This is a genomic window from Methylocella sp. (genome assembly GCA_037200525.1).
Classification (GTDB): Bacteria; Pseudomonadota; Alphaproteobacteria; order Rhizobiales; family Beijerinckiaceae; genus Methylocapsa.
This window is the reverse complement of record JBBCGG010000001.1, coordinates 2914088-2933341: the sequence shown is the minus strand read 5'-3', so window position 1 is coordinate 2933341 and position 19254 is coordinate 2914088. Positions and strand designations below refer to the sequence as shown.

The 19254-nt window shown below is 59.6% G+C and carries 22 protein-coding genes and 1 tRNA gene; 2 read left to right on the top strand and 21 right to left on the bottom strand.

Annotated elements, in window-relative coordinates; genetic code table 11:
• Window positions 1-154 precede the first annotated feature (154 nt).
• Window positions 155-228 (top strand) — tRNA-Cys (locus tag WDN46_14380).
• A 319-nt stretch (window positions 229-547) separates the two neighbouring features.
• On the opposite strand, the gene WDN46_14375 is transcribed toward WDN46_14380, so the two are convergent.
• The 11 genes from WDN46_14375 to WDN46_14325 form a co-directional block, all read right to left on the bottom strand.
• Window positions 548-1555, bottom strand: coding sequence for a hypothetical protein (locus tag WDN46_14375; GenBank protein MEJ0094569.1), 1008 nt, complete (start codon window positions 1553-1555; stop codon window positions 548-550).
• A gap of 337 nt (window positions 1556-1892) precedes the next feature.
• Window positions 1893-2432: a hypothetical protein gene (locus WDN46_14370; protein MEJ0094568.1), complete on the bottom strand. Its 540-nt coding sequence runs from the start codon at window positions 2430-2432 to the stop codon at window positions 1893-1895.
• Window positions 2433-2443: 11 nt separating this feature from the next.
• Window positions 2444-2800, bottom strand: coding sequence for a hypothetical protein (locus WDN46_14365; GenBank protein MEJ0094567.1), 357 nt, complete (start codon window positions 2798-2800; stop codon window positions 2444-2446).
• Window positions 2801-2838: 38 nt separating this feature from the next.
• The gene (locus tag WDN46_14360; GenBank protein ID MEJ0094566.1) at window positions 2839-3291 is read right to left on the bottom strand and encodes a hypothetical protein; all 453 of its coding nucleotides are present in this window, start codon (window positions 3289-3291) and stop codon (window positions 2839-2841) included.
• Window positions 3288-3569, bottom strand: coding sequence for a hypothetical protein (locus WDN46_14355; GenBank protein ID MEJ0094565.1), 282 nt, complete (start codon window positions 3567-3569; stop codon window positions 3288-3290). Before WDN46_14355 ends, WDN46_14360 begins: the two co-directional genes overlap by 4 nt.
• A complete protein-coding gene (locus WDN46_14350; protein ID MEJ0094564.1) occupies window positions 3566-3751 on the bottom strand; it encodes a hypothetical protein in 186 nt (61 codons plus the stop codon). The genes WDN46_14355 and WDN46_14350 overlap by 4 nt, the downstream gene beginning before the upstream one ends.
• Window positions 3752-3799: 48 nt before the next feature.
• Window positions 3800-4417 carry a hypothetical protein gene (locus WDN46_14345; protein MEJ0094563.1) on the bottom strand — a complete coding sequence of 206 codons (618 nt, stop codon included), beginning with the start codon at window positions 4415-4417 and terminating at the stop codon, window positions 3800-3802.
• Window positions 4414-4848, bottom strand: coding sequence for a lysozyme (locus WDN46_14340; GenBank protein ID MEJ0094562.1), 435 nt, complete (start codon window positions 4846-4848; stop codon window positions 4414-4416). The genes WDN46_14345 and WDN46_14340 overlap by 4 nt, the downstream gene beginning before the upstream one ends.
• Before the next feature lie 31 nt (window positions 4849-4879).
• Window positions 4880-5473 (bottom strand): hypothetical protein, encoded by a 594-nt coding sequence (locus WDN46_14335; protein ID MEJ0094561.1) that lies wholly within the window; start codon window positions 5471-5473, stop codon window positions 4880-4882.
• A 20-nt stretch (window positions 5474-5493) separates the two neighbouring features.
• Window positions 5494-6662 (bottom strand): IS3 family transposase gene (locus tag WDN46_14330; protein ID MEJ0094560.1). Its coding sequence is split into 2 segments (ribosomal slippage): window positions 5494-6398 and window positions 6398-6662, totalling 1170 coding nucleotides; the frame shifts between segments, so codons are not numbered across the junction.
• 526 nt (window positions 6663-7188) lie between these two features.
• The gene (locus WDN46_14325; protein MEJ0094559.1) at window positions 7189-8610 is read right to left on the bottom strand and encodes a hypothetical protein; all 1422 of its coding nucleotides are present in this window, start codon (window positions 8608-8610) and stop codon (window positions 7189-7191) included.
• Between the two features lie 251 nt (window positions 8611-8861).
• Between WDN46_14325 and WDN46_14320 the strand changes: the two genes are divergently transcribed.
• The gene (locus WDN46_14320) at window positions 8862-9185 is read left to right on the top strand and encodes a hypothetical protein (protein MEJ0094558.1); all 324 of its coding nucleotides are present in this window, start codon (window positions 8862-8864) and stop codon (window positions 9183-9185) included.
• Window positions 9186-9280: 95 nt separating this feature from the next.
• Here WDN46_14320 and WDN46_14315 read toward each other — a convergent pair whose 3' ends face one another.
• The 10 genes from WDN46_14315 to WDN46_14270 form a co-directional block, all read right to left on the bottom strand.
• Window positions 9281-10954 carry a transglycosylase SLT domain-containing protein gene (locus WDN46_14315; GenBank protein MEJ0094557.1) on the bottom strand — a complete coding sequence of 558 codons (1674 nt, stop codon included), beginning with the start codon at window positions 10952-10954 and terminating at the stop codon, window positions 9281-9283.
• The gene (locus tag WDN46_14310; GenBank protein MEJ0094556.1) at window positions 10947-11960 is read right to left on the bottom strand and encodes a tail fiber domain-containing protein; all 1014 of its coding nucleotides are present in this window, start codon (window positions 11958-11960) and stop codon (window positions 10947-10949) included. The genes WDN46_14315 and WDN46_14310 overlap by 8 nt, the downstream gene beginning before the upstream one ends.
• Complete coding sequence (locus tag WDN46_14305; protein ID MEJ0094555.1) at window positions 11957-12379, bottom strand: GNAT family N-acetyltransferase; 423 nt, start codon at window positions 12377-12379, stop codon at window positions 11957-11959. The genes WDN46_14310 and WDN46_14305 overlap by 4 nt, the downstream gene beginning before the upstream one ends.
• Entirely contained in the window at window positions 12376-14013 is a 1638-nt protein-coding gene (locus WDN46_14300; protein MEJ0094554.1) for a hypothetical protein, read from the bottom strand. Before WDN46_14300 ends, WDN46_14305 begins: the two co-directional genes overlap by 4 nt.
• A 3-nt stretch (window positions 14014-14016) precedes the next feature.
• The gene (locus WDN46_14295) at window positions 14017-15021 is read right to left on the bottom strand and encodes a hypothetical protein (protein MEJ0094553.1); all 1005 of its coding nucleotides are present in this window, start codon (window positions 15019-15021) and stop codon (window positions 14017-14019) included.
• 21 nt (window positions 15022-15042) lie between these two features.
• Window positions 15043-15426, bottom strand: a complete 384-nt coding sequence (locus WDN46_14290) for a hypothetical protein (GenBank protein ID MEJ0094552.1) — start codon at window positions 15424-15426, stop codon at window positions 15043-15045.
• Window positions 15427-15461: 35 nt separating this feature from the next.
• The gene (locus tag WDN46_14285; protein ID MEJ0094551.1) at window positions 15462-16334 is read right to left on the bottom strand and encodes a hypothetical protein; all 873 of its coding nucleotides are present in this window, start codon (window positions 16332-16334) and stop codon (window positions 15462-15464) included.
• Between the two features lie 59 nt (window positions 16335-16393).
• Window positions 16394-16924: a hypothetical protein gene (locus WDN46_14280; GenBank protein MEJ0094550.1), complete on the bottom strand. Its 531-nt coding sequence runs from the start codon at window positions 16922-16924 to the stop codon at window positions 16394-16396.
• Window positions 16925-17002: 78 nt separating this feature from the next.
• A complete protein-coding gene (locus WDN46_14275; GenBank protein ID MEJ0094549.1) occupies window positions 17003-18031 on the bottom strand; it encodes a phage major capsid protein in 1029 nt (342 codons plus the stop codon).
• Window positions 18032-18044: 13 nt separating this feature from the next.
• On the bottom strand, window positions 18045-19247 hold the full coding sequence (locus WDN46_14270; GenBank protein MEJ0094548.1) for a hypothetical protein: 1203 nt from the start codon (window positions 19245-19247) through the stop codon (window positions 18045-18047).
• Window positions 19248-19254: the final 7 nt, after the last annotated feature.

Below are 19254 nucleotides of genomic sequence, written 5' to 3'. Positions count from 1 at the left end.
GCAAAGCGCTAATCGCGCAACCGTCTGGCAACGGCGGCCATCCGGGAAAATCGCTCCGCCGCCGCAGCCCTCCGGGCTTTTTTTTTCCGGAGGATTTCTTGCGTCCACTTCGTTTTTCTTGCTATAGGCAGGGTCGCGCTATCGTCGCGACGGAGGCCTCGTGGCGGAGTGGTTACGCAGAGGACTGCAAATCCTTGCACCCCGGTTCGATTCCGGGCGAGGCCTCCAATACCTTCGATGCGCATTGAAATCATTAGATAATTTATATGCTTTCGTCCCACTTTTTTGAACCTGTTTGGAAAGTGGGACTATTTGTTCACCTTCGGTACGTGGACCATGCTCGCCTACTCATTCCGAGGAGCGTCAGGAAAGCGCTATCGCTACGCGCTGATTGCGGGCGTAAAGGCTGCCGATCTGCCGGCCGGACCAGGAATGTATATCGTAGCGTTCGGGCGCCCTTCTGATCCGGCACCGGTTTATGTCGGAGAATCGCAGAACGTCCGCAGCGCTTTCGAGCGATCGCAGCCTTGGCGCAAGGCGCGGGAAATCAGCGATGAGGCTCTGTTTTTTCTACGGCTGGACCTGAGCGCGCATGATGCAGATCGGCGCGCGGCGATTGTACGGCATCCTCTGAACCGATGATGCGCGCCAGTAGCCATTTTGTCAGGCCCGGAGCGGTGTATTTCGCGACCATCCCCGTGGCGAGGAACAAATCGGCCAGCGGCAGGATGTGGCTACCGAGCACGACCCAGGACAGCGTGATGGTGCGTGTTCCGCTGATCAGCCCCGCGGTCAAGGCTGCGGTCCGGCCGTAACGCCAGAACAAAAGCGTCCCGGTCAATTCCGCCCCAAAAAGCAGCGCGTAGGCCAAGAGCACGAATTCAAGGCTGGTCTCCGGCTGCGTCAGCAGCTGCGCCTGCATGCCTCGCATGGACCCCATTCCGGCGAGGAACATCGCAAGGATGGCAATTCCGGTTGTGGCTTCGGGGTTTTCGCGAAGGAATGTGCTTGCGAGGCGTTTTGCCGCCAAGGATGCTAGAAAAGCGCCTCCCACGAGAAGGGCGAGGTCCAAAGACATCTCAATCGGGTCGATATCGAGATGATAACCGCCAAACAATGCGGCGAGAGCTGGGATGTAGAACGGCGACGCGGCGGTCCCAAGAACGGTCGCCAGAAGCGCTATCGGGATGTTGAGCCGGAGAATCACCGCAAAGGCGACGCAGGTCGGGCTTGCAGGAACCAATGCCCAGAAGAGCAGCCCCTGAGCCAGTTCTGGGCCGGGCCGAGCGATAATGATAATGAGAAATATGCTGAGAGGGACGCCAAATGTGGCCCACAAGACCATCAATATATTTCGCTTCATGTTGGCGATTTCGCCTTCGATCGACTTGCGGTCGAATTTCAGGAACGAGCCAAATGTAAATATGAAAATCGCGACAGCGAGATATGGCCTCGCCATGTCCGACAGGATTGGAATGCATAGGCCGATAACCACGCCGGCGATAACGACAGCGGCGCCGTTCTGTCCCGCCCATCGTAGAACGCTTTTTATCATTTTCTGCTCCCGAAGTCTGGAATTGTCTCGCAATAAAACCCCGCTCGCGTCGAACAAGCGGGGGCAGTTCTCACTACCGGGACACGATCGTTGGGCCTCGAAGAGAGTCTCATGCAAAGACATCAAGGGGGTGGCGAAACGGTCCGGCTCCCCGCAGGCATAAGCCCGCGATTTTGACCAGACTGGAGCCGGCAGACCGCCCAGCCTAGTCGATCAACGCTTATGGAACAGCGATGTTACGACGTGATTTCAACTTCGAAAAACACGCTCCGCGCCTACTCGATCTTCGCGGTCCATCTGTGCCCGGTCGTCGTGGCCACCTCTCCATCTGCATCGCTCAGTTTGCAAAATAGCAGGCGACAGTTCCGGCGACATTGCTGATCCCAAACACCTGCGCCGTTAGCGTGGACACATCCAAGCTTTCACCGGGCGCGAGATCAAAACCAGTTGCGGTTGTCGTTGCCGACGGTCCAACCGTTAGAATTGGTGATGGCGCGGCGGGTGGCGTCGAAGTGTTCGGCGAACAGTTCTTTACGACACGATGAACCATTGCTGTCGAAAGCGGAGCGATCGAAACAACCGTTGTTCCAACCGTGGTTTTTGTCATGGTAATAGTCGCGCCAGTCGCCGGCGTAGTCGCCTGCGCGTTGGGCTTGGTCTGATTACCGAGGTTGGGGGTAAAGCCGCCGCCCCCGCCGCCGCCAGTGCAAGCAGCGCCTGTCTCGTCGATCACTGGGATGCCCTGACTGCCGGGATTGTAGATCGCCGGGAGATCCGCGCACGATGTGACTACGAACGCTCGCATTTGAGCGTGAGCCGCAGCCGGCGCCAGCGCCAGCATCGCAAACAAAAGGACCTTGACCACCAATCTAGTCATTGCAGGCGTCCTCATTTTATGTGCGTCAGCAGCCAAGCGCCCACGCCGGACGCCAAACCCCCTCCAAGTCCACCCAGGAGCGAGTTTCGTATGTTCCGCGCGTCGGCGCCTTTGCGTTGGTTCTCGCTGGCTATGAGCTGATCGAGGTCCTCGCGCATATTCTCTACGGATTCAAAGCGATCGATGAGCGCTTCGAACTTCGCGACAAACCGCTCGAGATTGAGGGAAAGCTGGGCTAGCGGCTTAATCCCCTCTTCGAGATTTCTGATCCTGGCTTGGTTGTCCGATGTGAGTGCAACCATTTCTTTTTCCCACGTCCAGCGCTCGTTGAGCAGCCGGTGTTCACGATTTTCGCCTTCGTCCGCCATTTCGAATTATCCCCTGAAAGCCTTCCTCGGCGAACTTCTTAGGTGGTCACGAGACCTGCGGCCGCCGGCGGCGCGGCGATCGGCGCGGGCGATACAACGACAGGCGCGGGATTGCTCTCGACGCTCGCCTGATAGGCGCCAATCGTGCTGAGGGCCAACGCCTTCACCTCATCGGGAGTGATGCCCAACTTCGCGACAACGGGCCCGGCATTAGCGATCGCGGCGTTAGCGACCCGCGCCACCTGCGGCGACTCGACGTTGACGTTGATCGTCGAGAGCTTGTCGACGCCTTCGCCGACCATGCGATGCACTTCGTCCGCCATCGCCTTGCGCACGAGATCCATCTGCGAACTGGAGATCTGGATCTTGAGATATTTACGCGCGAGATTCCCCACGGCGCCGAGTCCCGCGAGGATCACGACCGCCGCGACGTCCTGGATGGCGGGCTTCAGAAATTCAACGACCGGCCCGATGCTTACGAGCGTGTTCATGTCAGCGTCTCCGTGGGATGGACGATGCTGCGCACATCCGCTTGGAGCATGAGCAGAACCGTAACAGGATCTATGGCGTGGTAGCGTTTGGCGAGCGGGATGGGCCACCAGCCGCAGTGACGAAGCGAGTCGGCGATCGAGGCCGAGCAGATCAGTTTACGCGGATCATGCAGGCCGCCGTTGAACGTCGCGAACCCCAGAATGGCCTTCATGTCGTATTGCCAGCCGATGCGATATTCGAGGAAGGCCACCCAATGGGCGTACATTTCCGGCGTCATTTGAGATCGACGAAGATTTGTAACGTGTCCTCTGGCGCGTAGTCGCCGGGAAGGCGTTGCACGCCGCCTTGGGTCAGCGCCGCGATGATCGTGCCATCGGCCATCACCGCTTCGACGTGGCTCACCGCGGCCATATTGTCGAAGCGGATCAAGCGCGAAAAAAAGTCATCCTTCGTTGTCACGAAGCGAATTCTTGCGGTGTTCGCGGGCGGAACGGGAACGATCAGCTCCTACTTGATCGGCGAAGCAGCGAGAGCCGCGAGCGAAGTTGCGCCCGTCAGGATCCCCGAGACGAGATCCTTCGCGGAGATGAGCTGGAAATTCGCGAGTGAGGAGCAACCGGCGACGATTGGCGAATTGGGCGACAGCGCGATTTCAAGATCCGTGATGATCTCGATATCCACGGCGAGGTGAATTTTCGGCATATCGCTAGCCACCGGGAGCGCCTGAACCTGCGCGACGAAGGCCTGAATTGGCGTCCAGCAAGCCGCCGTTATCGTATTTCCGGCGGCCTTGGCGACAGTCTGAGCCGCGGCCAAATCCGCGGCGGCGTCGCTCGTGACCCAAGCGCGAACCTTGTCGACCATTTGGTCAGGTGACTGGAGGCCGGTCTCGTTGAGGCCGAGCGGATCGAACGGCAGCGGGATCGGGAGCTTCGAAGTCGTCGCGGCGGCATCGCCATTCAAACCGAGCGGGTCGATCGGGAGCGGCAGCGGCAATTTTGCTTTCGAGGCGGCAAAGGAAGGCGACGCACAAACCAGAGCGGCGCAACAAATGGCGACAATCAAGCGAAATCCACGCATCGTTTTGGTTCCTTTCGTGAGGGGAAGAGCACGCGCGAGTCTCATGCGGCGACTCCCAAAAATTGCTCTCGCTCGGCTTCGCGGCGACCCTTCAACTCTGATGGGTGATCCCACATCAGGAAGGCATTCGCCGCGGCCTCTAAATTGCCGGCATTGATCATGTGGACGACGGTCGATCCGACGAAGCCATGCGCGCCGATGTTGAAGGCAAGCGAAACGCAAGCGTCGAACTGATCTTGGCTGATGCTAACGCGGATCGCCCGATTGACTGCGGCGATTTCCGGCGCGAGATCGGTATGGAGGATTCGCATTTCCTCGTCGGGAGTGATGGTCATCCCGGCATGAACCGATGGCGGACTCGCGCGGCCCGTATGGCCGACGCCGATGGTCCAAATCCCGCGGCTGTCGCGATAGGCCTTGAGTCGCGATCCTTCGCGACCGATGAGCGCTAGCAATCCCTTTTCGGAAATGTCCATTATCTCACCTTCGATATGAGCATCTCGCATCTCACATGTAGCGTTGGCATTGTGCGCTCCCATAAAGAGCCATCGTGCTCACTGCGAACGAGGCGTTGCCGACTAAGAAAAGCGTCGTGGCCGCAGAAACATTGAAAACCGCAGGCCCAAAGTTGACGCTCTCCGCCACATTGGCCGGGATCGCCGAAGAGCTCTCAGCCGCTCCGACGCTTCCAGCAGCAGCATTGGTCGCGGATGTCGTGGAAAGAGAGGCTAGGAGGCTTGATGTCGTCGTGGTTGCCGCTGGCTTTGTCCAAACCGTGCCGTTGCAAAGCCAGTTGCCGGGCGTCAGCGCGATGGAGCCGATGTTGATCGGTGTTCCGGAGGTCGGCTGTGACACAGCAGAAGAATTCGGGACCGAGAGCGACATGATCTCGCCCACGAGGCCGGCAGCCTGCGTAGCCGCGTCCCTCCTCGCCAGCGGAGGAATGTAGGTATTGCCGCCCGGCACGCCGCCGTCGCTCAGCTCCGTTGCAACAGAGGTAACGTTTTGTTTGGCGATCAAAACGCCGGAAGTGTTCGCGCCGATCGCGATACCGACTTCCAAGACAGCTAGATTGTTGGGGCCAATGTGGCCTGCCCCCATGGGGTGATCCAGTTTGAATGTTAGTGCATTGTCGGCCCTGGCGCTATTGCTGGCGTGGCGGGCGAAGCTGGTCCGGATTGCGAAGCCGGCCATTGCAGGGTCTCCGGGGCTGGCGGCTTGTAGCCCAGCGATGAGTGCGGGCGCACGGTGTTGTAGTGGCGTCGCCATCGCTCAATGACGACCTTCGCCTCCTTGAGAGTGTAGAAGATTTCACCATTCAAAAGCTCGTCGCGCAGCTTCGAGTTGAAGCTCTCGCAATAGCCGTTCTCCCAGGGACTGCCCGGCATGATGTAGGCGGTCTTCGCGCCGACGGCGGCAATCCAGTCACGCAACGCCTTGGCGATGAACTCCGGGCCGTTGTCGGAACGAATGTGGACCGGAACCCCTCGCAAGATGAAGAGGTCCGAGAGAACGTCGATGACGTCCGCTGCCTTCAGCTGCCGGTTAATCCTGATCGCGATGCATTCGCGGGTAAATTCGTCGATGATATTCAGCATGCGATATTTCCTGCCATCATGAGTGCGGTCCTCGACGAAGTCATAGGACCAGACGTGGTTGGGGCATTGCGGGCGCAGCCGGACGCACGAGCCGTCATTGAGCCAGAGACGCCCGCGCTTGGGTTGTCTGGCCGGAACTTTCAGCCCCTCGCGTCGCCAGATCCGCTCGACCCGTTTGACGTTGATCTTCCAGCCTCGCTCCCACAACATCGCCGTGATGCGGCGGTAGCCATAGCGGCCGTACTGGATGGCGAGCGCCGTGATGTCGGCGATCAATGCCGCTTCGTCATCGGGCTTGGTCGGAACCTTGCGCTGCGTGGAGCGATGCTGACCGAGAACCCGGCAAGCGAACCGCTCGGAAACGCCATGTTCGGCGATCACATGCTCCACGCAGGCGCGACGACGCGCGGAGCTCAGAAGTTTCCCGAGGCAGCCTCTTTCAGGATCAGCTTCTCAAGCGTCAAATCGGACACCGCTCGACGGAGCCGCGTATTCTCCGCCTCCAGCTCCTTCAGCCGCTTCACCTGATCGCCCTTCAGGCCGCCGTATTCCGACCGCCATCGATAGTATGTAACTTCCGTCACCCCTATCGAGCGGATCGCCTCCGCGACCGGTCGCCCTTGCGCGCTAAGCACTTCGACTTGCCGTAGCTTCGCGACGATCTCTTCCGCCTTCTGTCTTTTCCTCGGCATTGCGCAGTCCTCCATCAGGCTCATAAGCCCATACTTCACGGAGGATCACTTTTCAGGGGGCAGACCAATGTCAGCATATGCTATAGAATGGCCCGTCTCGAGCGTAACCAGATTAAGCAAATGTGAGCTGGAGATACCCTTTAGAGCGCCAGAAATTCTTCCATCGGGGATGAACATTTCCGAACAAAATAGACTCAGCGGCATCGCTACATGCATGGGATCTCATAATTTCTACGTAAATTCTGCCGATAGCGAATGCGATGGCCGAATGGGGCAGACTTCCCCGCAATATCTACCGGAATGTTATAATAGAGACTGGCTATCAACATTTGGCATTTCCCATCGTTGATATGCGAAAGAAAATGCCATGAAGTGGTTGATTTTCCAGATAATAATTGTCGTCGCGTGGTGCTGGAACGTCTGGCCAGAAATTGCTCGCGGAAATCTTTTCCACGTTCCATTTGCGATTCTCGTGGCCTGGTTGCTCACAGACGGAATCTCCGAAGCGATCGATGGAACGAAGCGACTATGGCGCTGGCTGCGAAGTCGCGCCGGTGCGCCCGGCAAGAAGGGCAGCGGCGAGGTCTCGTTGCGCGCGCCCTATGGGGGCAGCCCGCTGGGCCTCCATAATGGTGCTGAAAGCCTCCCCAGGGTTGGCGAGAAGAGCGTGCGCAAGCGCCTCTGATCTGCTTCCAAGTCTTGCCCGAGTGAGAGCATCTGACGTCTTTTGCCAGATCGAGCCGGGATTCAGAGTTAGAAGCGTGTTTCCCAGCGCCGCCGCCGTCCCCGGCTCTGAAAGATTTTTCAAATCCTCGGCATTGAAGGCTGTCAAGGATCCCGGCGCTTGGCGTTTTCCCGTAGCTTCCAGCGCGGTCAATAAGCTGTGAATGTCCGGCGCAACAGCCGCTCCATTCGGAAGCGCTCCGAGCCCGGCTGCTAGCGTCTCGCGCTGCAACGGATTGCCGGCGACTTGTGCTGCAAATTTAGCGCCTCCCCATTGGTTTTCGCCAGGGACATTGTTTTGACTGGCTTCCGAGAAAGCAGTCGCAAGATGTTGGCGCGCGAGAGCGGGGGCGATTGCTGGATTTTGCTGATTTAGGTGGCCAATCGCTTGCGTCGTCTCTGCGGCGGAGCCTTCGAGCGGCGCGGACGGGAAAAGCGCGCTAGTCTGCGCCCGCACGGCCGGCGTTCCGCTCATCGTTCCAAGCGGGCCAGCCTGCAGCGGATCGAGAAATTGTTGCCTCCCGCGCTGTTGAAGCAAAAGGGCGGCATCGTAATTCGGGTCGCCCCCGCGATTTGGGTCACGAGCGATATCCCGTGCGTCTGAAGCCCCGCCGCCATACGTCGCGGCCTCCTGCGGCTGAAAGCCAGGGTTCGCGACATTTGAGAGTGCTTGCCCTCGCGCCCGCATGTCCTTGGTCACTGCGTCGACAACGCCGATCGCATTATCTGGCAGATGAGCATATTGCGGACCAAGAACCGGATTAGCGCGCAACCGGTTGAGGGAAACCTGAAACGCCGGGTTATTCGCGATCGGCGTAAAATCGTGCGGATCTATCGTTTGCGCCTCTGCCGCTTGATAAAATGGCCGAGACGCCTGATTGATATTCCGGTTTACGCCTTCGATCGCGCTGTTTGCGGCCTCCTGTCCCTGCATGCCCAAGACGGAAGGCTGCGCCGAGGCGGGAGCGATCCGATCGAGTGCGTCATTGACGGCGCCGGCCACCTGGGCCGGGCGTTGCGCCATCGCCGGCGCGGTGATTGCCCCGCCTTCCCGCGTGCCTTCGACCAGACGCTGGATACGACCCATTTGGGTGGCGCCGCCAGTCGCTTGCTGGATGGCCTCGGCTGATGTCAATCTAATGCCGCGTTGCGCAGCATCCTCCATGATTTGTTGGGCCGCCCGCATGGTTTGATCATCTACGCCGCGGGTGGCAGTGGCCAGCATCCCTTGCTCGACTGTCGGTCCCGTCGCGAAGGATGCTGCGCCCCCAGCAAGCACGGGCGCAATAGCGCGCGCCGCGGGCTCCCATGGAGTTCCCTCCGTCGCCTGCCCTGCCGCTTCTGACGCGACTCCAGGTATGACGCCAAATCTGACCGGAGCCCCCCCCCGAGCGCCGCCGCCGGAACGAATTGCCCGATCGTGTCGGCATAGCGTCCAGCCTCGGTCTGAGGCTGATGATAGGCACCAGCTGCGCTTTGAACGACCTGATCGACCTGGGCCGAGTTCGGCGCTGCGAAATTATCGACGGCGCGCGCGACTTGGCCGAGCGCGCTCTGGTCAGCGTTCGTTTCACTCGGCGCAGGCTTATTCACATCGGCAAGTATATCCGCCGCAGTCTTGCCTGGCGGCAGTTGACCAGTGTACTCAAGCGCCCACGCGGCACCTTGTTGCGTGATGTTGGATGCCATATCCCGCACATCGCCGTAGAGGCTCGGGATATGAGCGACGCCCTTGGCGAGGCCGGTCAAGCCGCTTTGCGCGACATCCTTTGCAGTATCCAAAAAGCCATGCGGCTCTGACGCAAATGGATCATGATCCACCGGCGTAATTGTCCCCGAAGCCTGCGCGGCAGGAGCGTCGGCAAAAGGGTCATAGTCGACAGGAGCGATCGCCATCAGGGCGTCCACTTTACAAACTTGCCAGGCCTATTGGGATCAGGCGCATAAAAGGCGCCGTCTTTGGCTTGTCTGAATCCCACTGGGGGCGCGGCGGCCGTGGGCGAAGCTGTCGCCGAGCCCGGCGCTGGAGATTGTTGCGCCTGCGGCGGCGTCGGGGGCGGAAGCGCTTGGATTCTCGTCATGCGTTCCGCGACGGGAATCGAACGATCGCCCGCGATTTCCCCCACCTTAGCCTGATAATTGGCCAGAGTTTTCAGGTTTTCAAAGGCGATTTGCCGGCCCTCCGGGGTCAGCAGATTTGGCGGGGAGCTCGCGAATGCCCCCGCAATCTGCGGGCTCGTCGCGCCAAGGGCATAAACCGCCGCCGTGTAGGCCTGCTGATCCGGCAGATTGTCTGTCTTGATGCCATATTTTCCGAGGAAATTCTGCATCAAGGGCACGAACCCATAATTCGCCTTCTGACCAAGTTGCTCGGCTTGATCCAGCATGCCGAGGGTGGCCTTCGCCTGGACGCCCGTATTGCGATAAGTCGCGAGGGTATCGACATCCTTCCCGGCTTCGTCCTCAGCAGCCTTGAATCCGATTCCAGCATTTACCAAGGGAGCCGCTCCGGCCAGCGGATTTCCCGCTTGCGGGCCGCCTTGGGGAGGAGAAGGTGCGATAACCTGGGTCTGCGGTGCGCCCGTTGGCCCAGGCGATGTGGTCGTCTCTCCCGCAAAGCCAGGAACGGCAACGCCCCCGAAATGAACTTGCGGGGTAACCGAGGGTCCGGCGCCCTGAGCTGGCGTCGCGAAGTGAAACCCTCCATATGGGTCTTCAAGCGTCTGGGGCGAATATTCGCGTTGAAGGATCGCAGCCGTCGCCGGATTTAAGTCCGGCATTGCCAAGAGCGATGCCGCAGCTGCGTTCCGCTGTGGATTAGCGACCGGGCGTACCGTCGGCGCGCTTGTAGCAGCTGGCTGCTGTGGCGCGCTGTTCGGCGTCGGAACGGGGCCGGCGAGCTTAACCCGACCGGTGACGTCATTCACATAGCTTGAGACAGTCTTGCCGTTCCCGTCCTCGCGATCGGCGATCCAGGGCGTCGGCGAACCTGGCGGCGCTACGTTTCCCGGACCTGAGAAATAGGCTACGGCAACGCGCGCGGGGTCGCCTCCGTAGCGCTGCTGGTAGTCCGCAATGATGCGGTGATGCACCGCAAGATTATCGGATGGATTATCGATACTTTCCCCTGGTTTGGCATAGGCGGCGAATGTCGCCGGCATGATCTGGCCTTGGCCTCGAGCGCCGTCGACGCTGGGAGCAACATTCGGATTATTGCCGCTCTCCTGTTGCAGGATTGGGCCGGAGATGTCACTTGCCGCGGTTTGCGCACCAGGCGGGGAGCTTCCAGCCCCCTGTGGACTGTTCAAATAGTCGTTCGTTTTGCCGACTTGGGCCGCATAACTGTTCTGTTCCTGCTGATCTGCGAGATGACCCGTGTACCCTCCAACGAGGGCGCGCGCGAGCTCGCCAAATCCCTGCGCCACGCTTTTCACCGGCTGCGGCTTCATAAGCTCGTTAGCATAGGCGTAGAGCTGCTGTCGCTGCGCCGGCGTCGCGTAAGCCGGATTGATGAAGTTCGGCGAGGCCGCAAGCGCCGCGCCAAGGCCATCGGTAGACGGATCAGCCATCGACGCCCCTCACCGCGCTCTCGGTCGCGCGCTCGTAATTCACGCGCATAAACCCATCATCGCCGACATGTACTGCTTCTGGGCAATCCTCGGCCACATCCTGAGCCATCAATCCAATTTGCATCTTCGGATCGTCGTGATAGCGGAAGCGATAGACGGGCTTGCCATCGAAGAGTCGGCCGATCTCAGCGATATCCCGCTTCGCGCGGCGATCAGACGTAGTACCGGCGGCCGGCGTGCCTGGCGCCCTCGCCAATCCACCGAGAATCGCGCTCGGGATGCTGAACAGGCCTGAAATCGTGTTCTGGAACTGCTGATTTTGCTGATCGAAATTCTGTTCTGCGGTGCTCTCGAAATTGGCCGGCTGAACTTGTTCCTGCGGTGTTGAGACCAGGGAAGAACTGACCGAGCCAGGTTGGCCCTCGCCGAGGAGCGTTCCCAGCGTCTGGATTGGAGCCTCATAGCTCTGAAGCGCCTGATTGAAGACTTGGTTCTGATCCTGCGCCATGGCGTTTTCAACCGATCCGGTCTGATTCTGATTGAGTGAACGCTCCGCATTATCGTAGGCGGTCGACCCCTGCGTGATGCCCTGCGCGGCGAGCTGCGAGTCAAGATTGCTCTGTTGCTGCGTGAATGTCGGCTGCATGAATTGGGTTTGCATGTTCAGCAGCTGGCTGGTCAGAGCATCGTTCGACAAGTTCGGTCCCGAGGTCAGAGACGGCGCGAGGTTCGTCGCCAACTGCCCAGCATCGTTCGCGACTTGCTGTTGCGTCCCGACTGTCGCGTTGAAGAGGCCCTGCTCCTGCGGGCTCAGCGCCGTCGTCGCAGTGAATTTCGGTGTCCCGTCAGGATTGGTCCCGGATTGGGTGAAAGTTTCGGACCCAAAAGGCGTCTGCTGGTTGACGTCATTCAGCTCGGCCTGCTGCGTCGCGGCTTGTTGATTGAAGCCCTGCTGCGTGTCAGCCGTCTGTGTGGGATTTGGGGGCGTCGGCTGACTGAGACTCATCTCGCCCTCTCAATATATTTTTGAGCATCCGCGGCCAGAATGCCGAACATGATCGCATCGAGCCGCTTTGTCGGGCCGAAGTAACGCTTCAAGACGCCCTCGCATTTGAACCCGAAGCGAGGCAGCGCCTTGATCACGATTTTATTTTGGCGCGGCATCCGGGCCGTCACGCGATTGACCTTCAAGCCGACGAACGCGAACTTCATCAACCCGCGCAGGATCGTCGGCGTCATCGCGCCGGGGCCATAAAAGCAGAGCTCGACGTTCGATCCGTTGAAATCGTGAAATGATGCGGCTCCAACCAAGAGCCCTTCACGATCGATGATCCCAATCGCCCAATACCAATTGCGCAATGGAGAGCCGAATTTCTTGGACGCCCAATCTGCAACTGTTTTGTCGTGACCGAAAAGGAGATTCAAATAAATGCCCCTCGTTCCGCCAAGATATTCCACCCGTTCAGCTGTAAATTGCTCGTAGCGGACGGATTATTCGGGTTCTGCTGGGTCGTGACTTTCGTCCAGACCGAGACGTAATGCCCGATCCCTTGGGGAGACAGCCAGTTATTTGTGATGCCCGGCGCATTACCCCAATTGAACTGGCCCCATTTGACCTGATTCCACAGCGCTTGCGATGTGGTAACTGGCTGCTCCGTCGAGAATGTCGCGGCATTCTTGAAATCTACGTCGATCCCGATGGAGGGTACAGGATTGGCCGACGCAGTGATCAGCGCCTGCAAGCTCGTATAGCGCTTCAGTTGCGCCGCGTTTCCGAACGAATTATAGGCGCCCTTGACGATGCAGCAAATCGGCTGCTTCCCGTCTCCAGATCCGACATTCCATTGAAAAACAGTGCCGTTATTGCCGCCCCAGAAAATATTATCCGCGGCGTCGACTTCCCAGCAATTGGCGTTAATCCCGAACAGCGGCGATTGCAACCCCGTGCTCGGATCGATCCCGATGAAGCGCGACCAGGCCCCGATGATGGTGTTCATCACGAATTGCATCTGGAAGGCGTTTTCTTGCATCGGGATATTCAGGATGGCGAGCGTTCCCAGAGGGAATTCAATCAGCTGCCAACCAAAATTATTCTTAAATTGCTGTGCGGCCAACGCCATCTGATTCATGATGATCGACGTCAGCGAAACCCTGTTTGCCGCCGCGCGATCGGTGGACAACATCTCCGACATGCCGACGACGCCGTCGACGGTGATAATCATCAGATCGCCGGAGATGCGCAGAAAGCAGCGGCGCTCTATCGGCGAGCCGATCTGATATCGACCGACGAGCTGGAAGGTACTCGCCGTGGTCGGATCCGTCCCGGCAAAGACGATGACCTCACCGCGGGACGTCATAAACGCGATATATTCATCGACATTCTGCCGGGTGTCGACCGTCCATGTCCCGATCGCCATGAGAAATCCGCCCTTGGTCATCAATTGACCGAGGGGGAAGGTCTGAGCGGCGCCCTGGATGCCTCCGACAGTGGTTAAGAAAATGACGTCCGTCGAGTTATTCTGAACGAACCAGAGGCGTTGCTGATATGCGTTGACTTGAATGAATTGCGTCGGGTCGATTCCATCGCCGGTGATGGGCGCCTTGCTCCATGTGGTCCCGTCGTAAAGGAGGACGCCATCGGCGCCATTGCAGGCGATGATATGCTGCGCCTGAGAGGCGTTCGAGAACATGATGTATTGGAGCCGCGAATTTTGCAGCCCGGTCATTGTGGTGGGCGTGGCCGGACCGACTGCGGTGCAATCGTAAATCGTCCCGCCCGCGACGCCGAAGATCTTTCGCGTCCCGTTGAACCCGTTGAACGCCATGAGGGTCTGGACAGGCGTCTTGTTAGTCCCCAAACCCGTCGCCTGGACAACCGAACCACGGCGCGGCTCGATCCAGCCCGGCCGGCAAACCCAATTGTCGAGTTGAAAAGCCCGATCCACCGGCATATTGGCCAGCGGCGAAATTGCATCCCAACCGCTGACAGGCGCCGGCAAAGGTACGCCCTCGACCACCACCATCTTTTGTGGTCGTTTGGCTTTCGCAGTGATGCGCATCGATCAGTTTCCGACCGGTCCCGGAAAAGATCCGTCCTGAACAACAGACGCGAAATAACCGACGCGCGGGCTCGGCAGCGACAAGGTTTTCGCGCCGCCGTCATTGCCGTATTTGCGGTCGACGTAATCCTGATATTCCTGCTGGAAAGCGGCGTAGTCGAAGCCCTTGATCTGCCACATCCGCCACTTCGCGCCGAGGATGAAGATATTCTCATCCAGGATCGGGAAATCAGTGTCGGCCAAAAACCTCGCCTGCGCCACGCCATTGGCGCTAAGCACCGAATTCTTGGAAATGTATTCGAAAACGATATCGATTGGCGTATCGATCGCGCCCGGCGGCGGCCAGAGCCGATAATTATTGATCGGCCCATTGGCTTGCTTGAGACCGTTCGAGCCGATCTGCCGGAAATGTCGGCGAGGCCCGATCGTCACAATGCCGGATCGATGCCACTGATCGAGTTGAGGGCTGTCTGGCCCCATCAAAGACCAGCGGTTCGTGCGATCCCACCATGTCTGGTTGATAAATCGAGAAAAATCGGCCGGCTCCGGATAGGTGTCTTTCGCGAAAACCATCGGGACGCCCGTTTGAGTGGCGGTCGCCGGCTGATCAATGGTGACCATCGTCGGGCCAGGGACGGTGGCTACACGCGTCGCAACGGGAAGGAATTGCCCATTGACGACCCAAAGCTGGCTGAATTGAGTGGCGTCGCCGCCGCCAAATCCATCGCTAAATCCGTCGCTAAATCCATCGGCGCCGACAATCTTGATATTTTTGATCAGCGGGCTGCCTTGCAGAACGTCACCGATCGCGTTAACGGGCTGCGCGACATGCAAATTGTATTCGGTTTGCAGCGCGGTCCAGTCGTAATTCTGCTGGATTTCGCGAAGATCCCGATTGATTAGCGCTCCGAGTTGACGAGTCTGAAGATCGGTCGCGCCCGCGACGACCGCGGGCCGATCAAGGCCGAGCTCGTCGCAAGCTGTCTGAACGATTTCCAGATAGGTCATCGGCATTGTCGATAGCTCCGATTACGCGCCGGCTACGCAGACCCATTGCGGCGCGGCGCCGCCGGATCCCGCGACGAGCATAAATATCGCGCCCTTCCCTGCAGCGATGGAGATATCGCCCGTGGTGCTGCCATTGAGGGTGGCGCCGCCGAGCGGCGGGAAGACCAGCGCTGCAACGGCGCCGACGTTGAAGACGTAATGCTCCTTGCCCATGGCGATCGGGCCAGTTGGAAGCGTATAGGCTGTGGCGCCCGTCTGCGCATTGGCCAGGGTGATCGAGCTTCCGATCTTCGCAGCCCCGGCCTGCGTCGTGCCGATGCCATTGAGCGGCGCAATATTGTAGCCGATGCGCTCGGCGACCGCCGGCGGCACGCCAAGGCCCGTGAGATCCGTCTGAATCGCCATGATGGTCTTCCTTTTTGGGGTTGAGATTGGAGAGACTACTCGTGCGGCTTACGCGGTTTTCCGGCCGGCCATCCGCCGCGACGTTTCGGCGGCGCATCGAGAGATTCTTCCGAGTCTGCGGCTTCCTCTTCGACGAACATCGGTTCATCGGAGGCCTCGATTGCAGGCGCGGCGTCTGTATCGGGTAGGTCGTCGTTCGGGAAGGTTTGGCGGCTATCGCCGAATTGCGGCGGATAATCGGTGGTGCGCCCCTCGCCGAACTGCTGGGCGAGCGTCGGATCTCCATTCGGGATCATCGCAGGCGGTATTTTCTGGTTCTGCGCCGCGAGAAGCCGATCGATCTGCGTCTTCATGAGCGCGATCTGGTTGCCCTGAACCTCGATCTGGCCCTTGAGCTTGTCGTTTTCCTGCTGGAGGCGATGCATGCCGACGCCGCCATTGGCCGCGGCGAGGAATTCCTTGGCCTTGCGCTGCCATTCCGTCGCGCCCATGCCGATGGTCTGCTGGCCGTGCGCGGTCAGGCCGGCGAGCTGCTCTACCGTGTGGACAGCGAGCGTATGCAAATTGGCGGCGATCTCGGGGTGTTGCGGGAAAAGGCATTCCAGCGGCGTCCCGGCCGGAGCAGGCTTCTGGCCGCCCTCATAGCGCGCCCAATGGTGAGGCCAGCGATGCTTCGCCGCGTCATTTTCCGTCACCGGGCGATCGATGTAATCCTTCTCGCCAGGCTGCTGGATTCGGACATAGGGCAGCGACACGTGATAGGGTCGGCCGCGCTCGCGCGATTGAACCGGATCAAGCACCGATTTCGTATAAAACAGCACGTTCACGGTTTCGTCGGAACCGAAGCGAACCAGACCATTGGGCTGGATCGTTCCTCCTTGGCCGTCAATCGTCACATGGTTATTCATGAAAGGTCACGCTCCAAAGAGGAACGAGGCGAGCCTCAACGGCGCGCCCCGGTTATTTATTAGCTCGGCAGCAAGACTTGCGGCTGGTTGAGGAGACCCGGCGCCACGCCGGCGCTCGCCCCATTGGCGGTCGTCAGAATGATGCCATCAATCGCGACGTTGGCCGCTGCCGTGCTGGTCAACTGGCCAGCGGTGGCCGAAGTGAACAGCGCGGTATTGGCGGGCGTGCTCGCCGCGGTCAGAATCGCCGGAGAGAGACCGGCGGTCTGAACGAAGCCGAAGTCACCACCAAGAGAGTTGACTTGCGACATGACGCCGACCAATTGGCCGGAGACCGCCGCGGCGTTCGCGCTGGTGAGCGCCGTGAAGTTCCAATTGGCGTCCATGAAACCCACGGTGCCGACCGGATAAGCCGCGGCGAATTTCACGAAGACATATTCGGAATTATCGACGCCCTGAACGACCTGACCCAACGAAAAAGGCGGTCCAGGAAATTCGGGGGTCTGATTGTTGACGGTATAGGTGATGGTCAGATTGACGCCCTCGAGAGGGGTTGTCGCAAAGGCCAGCCCGGAAGCGGTTGCAGGCATGATGAGGATCCTTTCGGAAAAGCGAACTGAAGCGGGAAAGAAAAGCGAGACGATGTGGGGCCGTCTCGCCAAGCATGATCAGCTGGTGAGAACGCCTTGCAGGAAGGCGGCGCTCAGCGTCATGTTTCCCGCCCAACCGAGCAGGCGGACCATCGCGTCCTGGTTGACCGAAAAGCGGTTCGGATCGAGCGGAACCATGTCGCGATCGGCGTGCGGACGCCAATGCAGATACTTAGTGTTCAGCATGTACATCGTGTTCGTCGGCGCGCCGCCAACGGCCGAACCGCCCGCAATATCCGGGGTGAACGGATCATTGGCGAAGCCCTGGAAGCCGCCATCAAGCACGACGTCGGCGCTCATATATTTGAGCGTCTCGAACCCGATTTCAGCCATATCCGGCGCGCGGCTTTCGGTTTGAATGCGCTGGATGGCCTGGAGGCTCTCGAGATAGAGCTGCCAGTAATTGCCGTCCGCAACGATCAGATCGGGCATGTCGCGCCCGCGAACCAGCTGCTTCCACAGCGAGTTCATGTAGTGCTGGATATTAGCCGACGTCGCCGCGCCGCCGCCGTTCGCCAGCGCCGAGAAGGCAATGTTGCGCCAAAACAACCACGTCGCCCGATCAATACCGCCGACGACGCCAGAAGTCGGCGTGTTGGCGACGAGATTGGCGAGACCGTTGATCGTGCCCGTCACGCTGCCGTCGCCGTACATGGCGAGAGACAGGCCGTTCAGGAACGTATCCTCGCCATTCTCGATGCGGCTTTCCAGCAGATCGATGATGGCTTCCTCGCCGGAGTTCTGCAACTCCTCGAGGCCGGAGATCGATACGGCGAGCGCAGCCTGCCGGATCGGGAATTCCGCCGCAGTAAAGGTCTGCGAGGGGCTGATATTCAGGGTCTGATAACCCGAATACCATTGGAAGGTCTGGTTATTGGCGTATGCCAGCTCCTGAACGATCGTGCGACCGCCGGAGAAGGTCTTGACTCTGCCGCGGGTGTTGAGCCGGCGGATGAGGGCGTTGTTGCGGGAGAAGTTATCGGCCAGGACGCCCGTGCGATTACGCAGGGTCGTCGTGACGATTTCCGACAAATTGGGGAATGCCATAACACCATAATCCTTAGATTATGGCCGACTGCTCCTTGATTGCGCTCTTCAGACTGTCTCGAACCGACTGCCCTTGCGGTGTACCCGCAACCGCTCGGCCGCCAACCGGAGATCCCGCGCGGGGACCGACGCCGGCTCGGCGCGCCTTCTGGACCTCTTCAGCATCAGCTTTTCTGCGGCGCTCAGCCTCGTCAGCCGCCTTTTTGGCGGCGGCTTCCTGGGCAGCGCGGGTTTCGGCTTCCTGCTTCTCTCGCTGTTCCTGCTGAATCAGAGCGAACGTCTCGGGATCGGCGCGGCAAGCGCGCTCATAGGCGTCATCGAAGACTTCCTTCGGGGTGGCGCCGGTCGCGATCTTTGAGTTGATCAAATGCCCCATGACGGTACGCACCTTTTCAAAGTGCGGCTTGTCCTTGGAGAAATTTGAGATGTCGTTCTGTACCCGCTCACGGTCCCGGCGCTGTAGCTCGGTTTCGAGAGCGGTGACCTTCTGATTCAACGGATCGAGATAGGGTCGGAGAATTTGGTTCGGGTCAGCCGGAGTCTGAGGCGCAACGCCGGGCTGTGGGCCGAGGGTTGAGAGATCGAATCCGTGCGCCTGAGCGAGGGCTTTGAACGCTTGGGCCTTGTTGGGCCCGGCAAGCGCGGCATGCCATCCAAGCAATTGCGAGACCGCTTCGGCTTCTGTCTTGCCCAGGCGCTGCAATTGATCTTTGACGGGTGTAAAAGCATCCTCGATCGGCTTGAATTTGGCCTTGAGTTGTTCAACGCCCTTTTGGGTGTCTTGCTCACGCTTGACGAACTCGGCTTTCACCTGGTCCGGAAGCGTGTCCCATATGGCCTTGACATCCTTCGACAGGGCAGCGGGGGCAGCGACGCTGGCCGGAGCTTGTGGCTCGGCCGGCGGTACAGTCGCGCTGGCATCTGGCTTCGAAGAAACGGTTTGAGCCTGCGGAGAGGGCGTAGACGCCGCTCGATCCTGAGGCTTTAGATCTCTTGTCCCCGGCGCGCGCTCATTGCGCGGCTCGTCCGGGTCTTTATGTTCACGGATTGCGGCGCGCACAAGAGAACGAACATCTTTGCCCTTTTCCTTGCCTGCGGCTTCATCCCGAGGATGACGATTTGGGTTCTCTTCGCGTTGCGGCTCGGTGCGTTCAACGCGAGTTTCTCCACCGGCGGGAGCTGTATCCCGGCCGTCGTTCAGTTTTTCGGGGTCCATTGGTTCC

Excerpts from the sequence above, each read along its gene's own strand:
- WDN46_14375 (MEJ0094569.1), bottom strand. The coding sequence starts at position 1,555 with ATGATAAAAAGCGTTCTACGATGGGCGGGACAGAACGGCGCCGCTGTC.
- WDN46_14370 (MEJ0094568.1), bottom strand. The coding sequence starts at position 2,432 with ATGACTAGATTGGTGGTCAAGGTCCTTTTGTTTGCGATGCTGGCGCTG.
- WDN46_14365 (MEJ0094567.1), bottom strand. The coding sequence starts at position 2,800 with ATGGCGGACGAAGGCGAAAATCGTGAACACCGGCTGCTCAACGAGCGC.
- WDN46_14360 (MEJ0094566.1), bottom strand. The coding sequence starts at position 3,291 with ATGAACACGCTCGTAAGCATCGGGCCGGTCGTTGAATTTCTGAAGCCC.
- WDN46_14355 (MEJ0094565.1), bottom strand. The coding sequence starts at position 3,569 with ATGACGCCGGAAATGTACGCCCATTGGGTGGCCTTCCTCGAATATCGC.
- WDN46_14345 (MEJ0094563.1), bottom strand. The coding sequence starts at position 4,417 with ATGAGACTCGCGCGTGCTCTTCCCCTCACGAAAGGAACCAAAACGATG.
- WDN46_14340 (MEJ0094562.1), bottom strand. The coding sequence starts at position 4,848 with ATGGACATTTCCGAAAAGGGATTGCTAGCGCTCATCGGTCGCGAAGGA.
- WDN46_14335 (MEJ0094561.1), bottom strand. The coding sequence starts at position 5,473 with ATGGGGGCAGGCCACATTGGCCCCAACAATCTAGCTGTCTTGGAAGTC.
- WDN46_14325 (MEJ0094559.1), bottom strand. The coding sequence starts at position 8,610 with ATGCTGGCCACTGCCACCCGCGGCGTAGATGATCAAACCATGCGGGCG.
- WDN46_14315 (MEJ0094557.1), bottom strand. The coding sequence starts at position 10,954 with ATGGCTGATCCGTCTACCGATGGCCTTGGCGCGGCGCTTGCGGCCTCG.
- WDN46_14310 (MEJ0094556.1), bottom strand. The coding sequence starts at position 11,960 with ATGAGTCTCAGTCAGCCGACGCCCCCAAATCCCACACAGACGGCTGAC.
- WDN46_14300 (MEJ0094554.1), bottom strand. The coding sequence starts at position 14,013 with ATGCGCATCACTGCGAAAGCCAAACGACCACAAAAGATGGTGGTGGTC.
- WDN46_14295 (MEJ0094553.1), bottom strand. The coding sequence starts at position 15,021 with ATGACCTATCTGGAAATCGTTCAGACAGCTTGCGACGAGCTCGGCCTT.
- WDN46_14290 (MEJ0094552.1), bottom strand. The coding sequence starts at position 15,426 with ATGGCGATTCAGACGGATCTCACGGGCCTTGGCGTGCCGCCGGCGGTC.
- WDN46_14285 (MEJ0094551.1), bottom strand. The coding sequence starts at position 16,334 with ATGAATAACCATGTGACGATTGACGGCCAAGGAGGAACGATCCAGCCC.
- WDN46_14280 (MEJ0094550.1), bottom strand. The coding sequence starts at position 16,924 with ATGCCTGCAACCGCTTCCGGGCTGGCCTTTGCGACAACCCCTCTCGAG.
- WDN46_14275 (MEJ0094549.1), bottom strand. The coding sequence starts at position 18,031 with ATGGCATTCCCCAATTTGTCGGAAATCGTCACGACGACCCTGCGTAAT.
- WDN46_14270 (MEJ0094548.1), bottom strand. The coding sequence starts at position 19,247 with ATGGACCCCGAAAAACTGAACGACGGCCGGGATACAGCTCCCGCCGGT.